The sequence below is a fragment of the Streptomyces sp. genome (genome assembly GCF_019510245.1).
Taxonomy (GTDB): Bacteria; Actinomycetota; Actinomycetes; order Streptomycetales; family Streptomycetaceae; genus Streptomyces.
In genome coordinates this window covers 1-6,859 of record NZ_JAEKKT010000023.1, presented here as the reverse complement: position 1 = coordinate 6,859, position 6,859 = coordinate 1, and the positions used below count along the sequence as shown (strand labels likewise).

The window sequence follows — 6,859 nt, the reverse complement described above, 5'->3', positions numbered from 1 at the left end:
CCGTCGTGGTGGCCCGCTCGGCCACGATCACCGTTGTCAACGTCACGCAATGGGTGGCGATGCAACTGGAGACGGCCGAGGACGGCCTGGGCAACGTGACCTGGACGCTGCTCTGGCATCAGGTCGGCGACACCTCCTTCTGGTTCAGCACCGGCAGCTACGTGGGCACCGCCGACCGGATCGCCCAGTTCAAGGTGGTCAACCCGATGGCGGACGCGGCGTACGGCCACATCTGGCTCGGCGACAACGACCTACCGTTCGTGGCCGACTCCTTCTCGGCGGCCAGCGCCGGCTACGCGGGCGAAACCGCGGCGGCGCGCGTCGAGCGGCTCTGCGACGAACAGGACGTCGCGGTGCTGGTGGAGCCGGCCAGCAGTTCGGAGGCGCTGGACGTGCAACGCTCCGAGCCGTTCGTGACCCTGTTGCGGGCGGTCGAGGACGCCGACCTGGGCGTCCTGCACGAGGTGGCCGCCGGTATCGGCTACCGGCCGCGGCTGGCCCGCTACAACGCTGCGGTGCAGATCGCCCTGGACGCCGCGCAGGGGCACCTGGCCGAGGCGCCCGAGCCGACCGACGACGATCAGCGGGTCCGTAACGACGTCACCTGCCGGCGCACCTCGGGCGGGCAGGCGCGGGCCACCGACGACGCCAGCATCGCCGCGCTGGGCAGCTACGAGGATTCGCTGACGATCAGCGTGGCCACCGATGACCGGCTCGACGATCACGCCACCTGGCGGGTGTACGCCGGCACCCGCCCGGACCTGCGCTGGCCGCGCATCGATCTGGACTTCGGCCGCCAGCCGGGGCTGATTGATGACTGGTTGGCGGTGCGCCTGGGCGCGCGGCTGACCGTGGCGAACATGCCGAGCCAACTGCTCGGCGAGGACGTCGATGTGATCGTGGAGGGCTATTCGGCGGTGCTGCGCACCGACTCCTGGCGGATGACGTTGAACTGCTCGCCGGCCGCCATCTGGCAGGTGGGCACGCTGGGGACCACGGCGGTGGACCACGACGCGGCCACCCTGGCGTCCTCGGCCACCTCGGGCGCTACCACGCTGTCGGTGGCCACGGTCGGTTCGCTGTGGGACACCTCGGGCGCCGACTTCCCGATCGTCATCGACGGCGAGCAGATGCTGTGCACGGCGGTGTCCGGGTCCAGTAGCCCGCAGACGTTCACCGTCACCCGGGCCACCAACGGCGTCGTTAAGGCTCATAGTGCCGGCGCGCAGGTGCACGCCTACCGGCCACTGCTGGCCGCACTGTGAGAGGGAACCGATGAGCAAATACCCGTCGATCACCGCCGGGGTCCTCCCGGTGGCCAGCCTGCAGGCGATGGTTCCGGACATCACCGTCAAGGCCACCACCACCGACCGGACCACCACCACGATGAGCGATGACCCGGACCTGCAGGGCATCGCGCTGGGGGTCGGCACCTGGTCCGTGGACATGCTGATCTTCGCGAACACGGTCACCACCAGCACGCAGAAGATTCGTACCCAGTGGAGTTTCACCGGCACCTGGAACACCCCGATCCGGGCCTGCATCGGCCCGGGTAGCGCCAACTCCGGTCTGCGCGACGCGATCACCCCGAGCCAGTTCGATGGGGTTCCGTCCAACACCGACTGCACCTACGGCTTCGCCGCATCCTCCGGCTACTCGGTGGTGCTGGAGCGCTGTGACCTGGTGGTGGTGACCGTGGCCGGCGCCCTGGCGTTCAAGTGGGGGCAGTCGGTGTTCAGCGCCAACGCCACCAGCGTCAAGGCGGGTAGCTCGGTACGGGTCCGGCAGATCGCATGAGAGTCCGCATCCACACCACCGCCGGTGACCTGATCGATTGTGAGCAGTACTCGCCGGACAACGGGACTACCTGGCTGGACATCACCGTGGCGCAGGTGGTGGCCGCGATGGGCGCCGAAACCGGTTACACCGTGGTCCGCGACGTGCTCACCGGAGCGTGGCGCGCCTTCCGCAACGCCCGGATCGAGTCGATCGGACCGGCCGGTGACCTGTCCGAGGTGATCCAGGCCGAGGTGGAGCGCCGCATCCAGGTGCTGTTGGCCGAGCAGTTGCCCAAGCGAGTGAAAGAGGTGGTCGACAATGGGCCCAGTGCTGGTGGCCTGCCTGGTTCAGCTTCGAGCCGAAATCAACACGCTGGCACCAAACCGTGACACCGGGGCGGACGGCTGGATCGGCGACGCCGCGCACCGGCAGCGCTCCAGCGACCACAACCCCGATGAGACCGGCAAGACCCCGTTCAAGGACGCCGACACCATCGATGAGGTCCACGCGCTGGACATCGATTCCACCGGCCCCTGGCCGCCTGGCAAGGACCTCGAGTGGATCGTGGAGACGATCCGGGGACGGCACCTGCGCGGCTTTGATAACCGGCTGCAGAACATCATCTACCGGGCACAGATCGCGTCCAAGACGTGGGGGTGGACCTGGAAGCCGTACGACGGCGCAGACCGGCACATCGGCCACGCCCACTTCTCGGCGGTCTACACCAGCGCGCAGGAAGCCGATGTGCGCCCGTGGGGGGTGCTCGCCAACGCGCGCCGGCTGTTGACCATGGAGTCTCTCGAGGGCTACGGCCTGCCGGTGCTGGCCCTCGGCGACGACGACGCCGACGACGACGGCTACAACCTGGTCAAGCGCGCGCAACGACTGCTGGCCTGGATCGCCGGGACGGACCTGACCCCGGACGGGGTCTACGGCCCGGCCACCGCGGCGGCGGTCAAGTCGTTAGGCCTCAACAACGGGACCACCATCGACCGACAGGTTTGGGCAAAGTTGTACGGCCTGTCCCGGACCGGATGATGCCGAGCCGACATCTGCGGCCGCTGCAGGTGGCCACCGGACGCAACCCGTTTGAGGTGGCCATCCTCACCGCCGCGGTGCTCGGCGGAGTGACCAGTCTGGTGCGCGGGGTGCCGCCACAGTCCGTGCTGTCCACCATGTCGCCGCTGGTCCAGGAGCTCTGGCAGTACGAACTTCTCGCGGGGGGTGTGATCGGCTTGGTGGGTGTGTGGTGGCCGGGCACGCTGGCGGCCTCGCTGAAGGTGGAACGCATCGGAGTCGGCGTACTGGGCGCGGCCACCTCCATGTACGCCATCGCCATCGCGGTGGCCGCCGGCCTCGCCGGTGTCGTGGCCGGCAGCTTCGTCATCGCCATCGCGTTGTCCTGCTGGGCGCGCACCTTCCAAATCACCAGGGACATCGCGCGCGCGGTCAAGGCCACCCGGGAGGGCTGCACCACCGACGTGACTCTGCTCGCCGAGAAGCGGTGAGCGGTGGGCCCGACACAAACCCTGACCGCCATCATCGGTCTGCTCGGCGGCATCGGTGGATGCGCCGCCTTGCTGGGGCAGTTCTTCCAGCGCCGCAAGATCCGCGCGGAGACGGCGGACGTGCTCACCGACACCGCGCTGACCCTGGTTCAGCCGCTGCAGCAACGGGTCAAGGAACTGGAAGGCGAGGCCCGTAACACCCGCCTCGAGGTGCGCGCGGCGCACGACGATGCTCGCTACCTGCGCGATGAGCTCGGCGACGTGCTGGCGATGCTACGGCGCTGGCGAGCCACCATCCTGGACCACCGGGTCAGTCGGGAGGAACTGGACGCGATGGTGAGCACCGAGTATCCGACGGTCGACCGGCCGCGTTGATCCGGCCGGGGCATGTTCGTTCCCTTAGAGATCGGAAGTGGCATGACCAATCCCGCACAGAGCGCCGGACCCAACGGGGACGGCTCGCAAAGCCTGGCCAAGGAATCCAAGGTCGGCGCGGCCGTGCAGATGCTGGTAACCACGCTGTTGGTGGCCGGGCTGACCTGGGTGGCCAACCTGGACACCGACAACTGGACCGGCGTGCTCGGCGTGGCCGGCTCGGCCGTGGTGGCCGCGGTCGCCGGCCTGGCCGCCGCGTACCGGCAGGCCAACCGGTAGCCGGACGTACGGAAAGGCCCGGGACCCTCCACAGGTCCCGGGCCTTTCCGCGTTGGTGAGAGGCTAGCGCACCCGTACCCGCACCAGCACGTCCACAACCTTGCTGCCGCCGGTCGCCGAGCCGATCGCCAGCAGGATGCCGAGCAGGATCAGCCCGCCAACCAGGCCGCCCGGGATCGCCGCGGCCAGACTCGCGAGCGCCCACCACGCCGCGGCGCCGACGGCCACCAACAGAGCCAGCACCACGGCCACGATGATGGCCGGTTTGCGCCAGCGCGGCGGCCGCGGCTTGAGCCGGTGCACCTTGACCGCGTAGCTGCCGTCGCGGGTGCGCCGGACCGGGCTGGGCGCGCCGTACTCACCAGCCAGCCGGCCCCGGTCGAGCTCGGCGCGCAGCAGGTGCGGCGAGCGGTTCACGATGAACTCGGTGGCGACCGGGGCGACCGGGGCGACCGGGCGGCGCCGGAGCGGGCCGGTGTTCGCGCCCGGCAGCCGCGACGCCCGGCGCGCGGGCAGGTTGCCCGGCGGGGTCACGACTCATCCTCGGTATAGAAGGTGCGGTGCGATCCGTCCGCGGCGAGGCCTTCATGCCAGTTCCCGTAACCGCCGAGTCCCTGCGTGTCGTGGCCTTTCGGCAGGGTGCAGAACATCGTCGCCGAGTGCCGGGCCCGCGCCATGCACGGGATCGGTTCCGGACCCTCGAGCGGCCGGCGCGAGATCCGCAGCGCCTGGACGGCGATCAGGAGATCGGCAACGGTGTCCGCGTTCGGCTTGCGCTGCCAGCGCAGCGCCGCCTTGATGACCGCTTTCTCTTCCGGGGTGTTCGGCAAGGTTCCGTCCTTTGCTTGTGGAGCTATCGGTGCGTGATGATCCAGCCGGCGGCGCCGCCGAGCAGGCAGGCCAGTCCGGCGACCCGGACCCCGGCGTCAACCCAGCGCGGGCTGAGCCGGCGGCCGGCGCGGTGCATGCCGGCGTCGCGGTAGGCGCGCTGGCGGTGCTGCAGGCCAATCGGGACCCGGCGCGGGTTGCGCCGGTTGTGCTGATCGTTGTAGCGCGGCACGAGTAGCCAGATCGCGGCCACCTCGAGCGGGCCGAGGATCCAGCACCAGCCGAGCCACCACGGCAGCCGTAGCGCGTGCCAGCGCGGCGCCAGGTCCATCCACGGCTTGGCCGCACAGCTCTGGTGCCGGCAGGTGCCCTCGTGGCAGGTCTGGCGCAGCGCCAGGTGCCTCGACTTGCCGACGTAGCCGTTCTCGTACCGGCCGGCGCGGCGGTGTTTCTCGGTGCGCGCCAGGTAGACGCCGGGCCTGCGCCGTTTGCAGCCGCGCCACCAGGATCGGATGCTCACCATTTCTCCAGTTCCCCGCGGGCGTTCACGGCCGCGTGCAGGATTGGCCAGGGTGGCTGGGAGTGGCCGGCGTAGCGCTGGCAGCGCAGGCCGTCCGGCCCGGGTGCGCCACACTCCTCGTCGCTGGAGGGGACGGTGATGGGGTCCAGCCAGGGCTCGGCACGCTCTCGCCGCTCGTCCATGTTCAATTCGAGCGTCACCGGCTGGCCCTCGATGAAGGACAGCGCCCATCCGCGGCCCGCGCCGTCCGGAGGTAGGCGGTACTCCAGGTGGATCTCGGAGTGCTCGCCATCCCCGCCATGCACCACGAGTTCAGTGCTGTCCGGTAGGTCCCGGATAGCCCTACGTAGCTCGCCGAGGTTCATGACTTCTCCCCGCATTCGGCGTTGAACGTCTCCCACGTGACGCCAGCCGGCAGGCGGAAATGCGTACCGCACTGCGGGCAGGCGCGGCTTTGTTGCCGATAGCCGGCCGGCGGGCCGAGTGGCGTACCGCAGTCCAGGCAGCGCGCAACGGTCGGTGCGCGCCGGCTGCGGATCGGGTCCTCGGGGAACTGTGCCGTGGTCATGGCTTCTCCCGGTACGTGCCGTCCTTGCCGGCCACAGCCTTGGCCGAGTTGATGCCGGACACCGTGATCCGGGTGCCCTTGGCGGTGACGACTTCGTACGTCTTGTTGTCGTCGGTGGCCCGGTACTTGGCCGCGAATCGGCGCGCCTCGGCCTTCTCTTTCTTGCTCCGGTCCTCCCAGGCCACGGCTACCTCCCCTGAGACTTGAGTGCCTTGTCGACCAGCTTGCCGACCAGACCCTTGGCGGGCTTGGTGACGACGACCTTCGGGCCGTCCTTGGTCATCCGCACACCCTTGCGGACGGTGCCTTTCGGTAGCGCCTTGGCCATGCCGGTCACCCCCACAGGTTCCGCGCGATGCGCTGAGCTCGGGTCTTGACGACGGTCACGGGGAAGTCGACTTCCTTGGTGCGGCGCATCTTGCGTGTCTCGACGCGGCCGGTGTTCTCGTTGACCTGGCCGATTTTCTTGGCCATCGCTTGCCGTCCCCTCTGTCGCCGTCCTGGCGACCACCGCATCCGGGCCGGCCGGGGAAGCGCCGGCCCGAACACGGAAGCCGTCAGGACTCGCGGCGGAGCGTCTTGGTGTAGCCGGTCTTGACGCTGGCGTCGGCCTGCTTCTCGACCCGCTTCGGGTCGCCGCCGCTGACCTTGGCCACAGTCCGGCCCTTGGTGTCCTTCACTTCCGCGCTAACCCATGCCATGGCGTTCTCCTCGAGGTTGATCGGCAAGGAACTGTGCCGAGCGCGACCCGCATCTCTGGCTGAACCGCACCCGGCCTCATACGCAGACTATAGCAGAGGTACAGGGTAGACGTCCAGGCATCACCCGCCCAGGACAATACTCATGTGTTATAGTCAGGATGTAGGAACAACCGCCCCTTGCCCGGGAGAACCTCACGATGACCGGCACCTTCCTTGACGTTGACGCACCGGATACCGCGTGGCGCGGCACCTCCGAGGACCCGATCCCGGTCCTACTCGGCCGCTACTCCAAGACGGCGTT

15 protein-coding genes and 1 pseudogene are annotated in these 6,859 nt (G+C 69.3%); 7 read left to right on the top strand and 9 right to left on the bottom strand.

All coding sequences use genetic code 11. From position 1 onward, the window contains the following. The 7 genes and pseudogenes from JF597_RS00740 to JF597_RS00710 all read left to right on the top strand — a co-directional run. Positions 1-1,265, top strand: a pseudogene (locus tag JF597_RS00740) (hypothetical protein); the annotation flags it as partial. A gap of 10 nt (positions 1,266-1,275) precedes the next feature. Next, positions 1,276-1,797 (top strand): hypothetical protein, encoded by a 522-nt coding sequence (locus tag JF597_RS00735; RefSeq protein ID WP_293986680.1) that lies wholly within the window; start codon positions 1,276-1,278, stop codon positions 1,795-1,797. Beyond that, positions 1,794-2,168 carry a hypothetical protein gene (locus JF597_RS00730; RefSeq protein WP_293986677.1) on the top strand — a complete coding sequence of 125 codons (375 nt, stop codon included), beginning with the start codon at positions 1,794-1,796 and terminating at the stop codon, positions 2,166-2,168. The genes JF597_RS00735 and JF597_RS00730 overlap by 4 nt, the downstream gene beginning before the upstream one ends. Then, the gene (locus tag JF597_RS00725) at positions 2,107-2,817 is read left to right on the top strand and encodes a peptidoglycan-binding domain-containing protein (protein ID WP_293986674.1); all 711 of its coding nucleotides are present in this window, start codon (positions 2,107-2,109) and stop codon (positions 2,815-2,817) included. The genes JF597_RS00730 and JF597_RS00725 overlap by 62 nt, the downstream gene beginning before the upstream one ends. A gap of 56 nt (positions 2,818-2,873) precedes the next feature. Beyond that, complete coding sequence (locus JF597_RS00720) at positions 2,874-3,287, top strand: hypothetical protein (protein ID WP_293986672.1); 414 nt, start codon at positions 2,874-2,876, stop codon at positions 3,285-3,287. A gap of 3 nt (positions 3,288-3,290) precedes the next feature. Next, the gene (locus tag JF597_RS00715; RefSeq protein WP_293986669.1) at positions 3,291-3,662 is read left to right on the top strand and encodes a hypothetical protein; all 372 of its coding nucleotides are present in this window, start codon (positions 3,291-3,293) and stop codon (positions 3,660-3,662) included. Positions 3,663-3,704: 42 nt separating this feature from the next. Beyond that, positions 3,705-3,941: a hypothetical protein gene (locus JF597_RS00710; RefSeq protein WP_293986666.1), complete on the top strand. Its 237-nt coding sequence runs from the start codon at positions 3,705-3,707 to the stop codon at positions 3,939-3,941. 63 nt (positions 3,942-4,004) lie between these two features. On the opposite strand, the gene JF597_RS00705 is transcribed toward JF597_RS00710, so the two are convergent. The 9 genes from JF597_RS00705 to JF597_RS00665 form a co-directional block, all read right to left on the bottom strand. Beyond that, positions 4,005-4,475 carry a hypothetical protein gene (locus JF597_RS00705; RefSeq protein ID WP_293986663.1) on the bottom strand — a complete coding sequence of 157 codons (471 nt, stop codon included), beginning with the start codon at positions 4,473-4,475 and terminating at the stop codon, positions 4,005-4,007. Continuing rightward, entirely contained in the window at positions 4,472-4,771 is a 300-nt protein-coding gene (locus JF597_RS00700; RefSeq protein WP_293986660.1) for a hypothetical protein, read from the bottom strand. The genes JF597_RS00705 and JF597_RS00700 overlap by 4 nt, the downstream gene beginning before the upstream one ends. 23 nt (positions 4,772-4,794) lie before the next feature. Beyond that, entirely contained in the window at positions 4,795-5,292 is a 498-nt protein-coding gene (locus JF597_RS00695; protein ID WP_293986657.1) for a hypothetical protein, read from the bottom strand. Next, on the bottom strand, positions 5,286-5,654 hold the full coding sequence (locus tag JF597_RS00690; protein ID WP_293986655.1) for a hypothetical protein: 369 nt from the start codon (positions 5,652-5,654) through the stop codon (positions 5,286-5,288). The genes JF597_RS00695 and JF597_RS00690 overlap by 7 nt, the downstream gene beginning before the upstream one ends. Then, entirely contained in the window at positions 5,651-5,857 is a 207-nt protein-coding gene (locus tag JF597_RS00685) for a hypothetical protein (protein WP_293986652.1), read from the bottom strand. Before JF597_RS00685 ends, JF597_RS00690 begins: the two co-directional genes overlap by 4 nt. Continuing rightward, positions 5,854-6,042, bottom strand: coding sequence for a hypothetical protein (locus JF597_RS00680; RefSeq protein WP_293986649.1), 189 nt, complete (start codon positions 6,040-6,042; stop codon positions 5,854-5,856). Before JF597_RS00680 ends, JF597_RS00685 begins: the two co-directional genes overlap by 4 nt. A 2-nt stretch (positions 6,043-6,044) precedes the next feature. Beyond that, the gene (locus tag JF597_RS00675; RefSeq protein ID WP_293986647.1) at positions 6,045-6,185 is read right to left on the bottom strand and encodes a hypothetical protein; all 141 of its coding nucleotides are present in this window, start codon (positions 6,183-6,185) and stop codon (positions 6,045-6,047) included. A 5-nt stretch (positions 6,186-6,190) separates the two neighbouring features. Next, positions 6,191-6,331 carry a hypothetical protein gene (locus JF597_RS00670; RefSeq protein WP_293986644.1) on the bottom strand — a complete coding sequence of 47 codons (141 nt, stop codon included), beginning with the start codon at positions 6,329-6,331 and terminating at the stop codon, positions 6,191-6,193. Between the two features lie 83 nt (positions 6,332-6,414). Further along, positions 6,415-6,558 (bottom strand): hypothetical protein, encoded by a 144-nt coding sequence (locus JF597_RS00665; protein ID WP_293986641.1) that lies wholly within the window; start codon positions 6,556-6,558, stop codon positions 6,415-6,417. Positions 6,559-6,859: the final 301 nt, after the last annotated feature.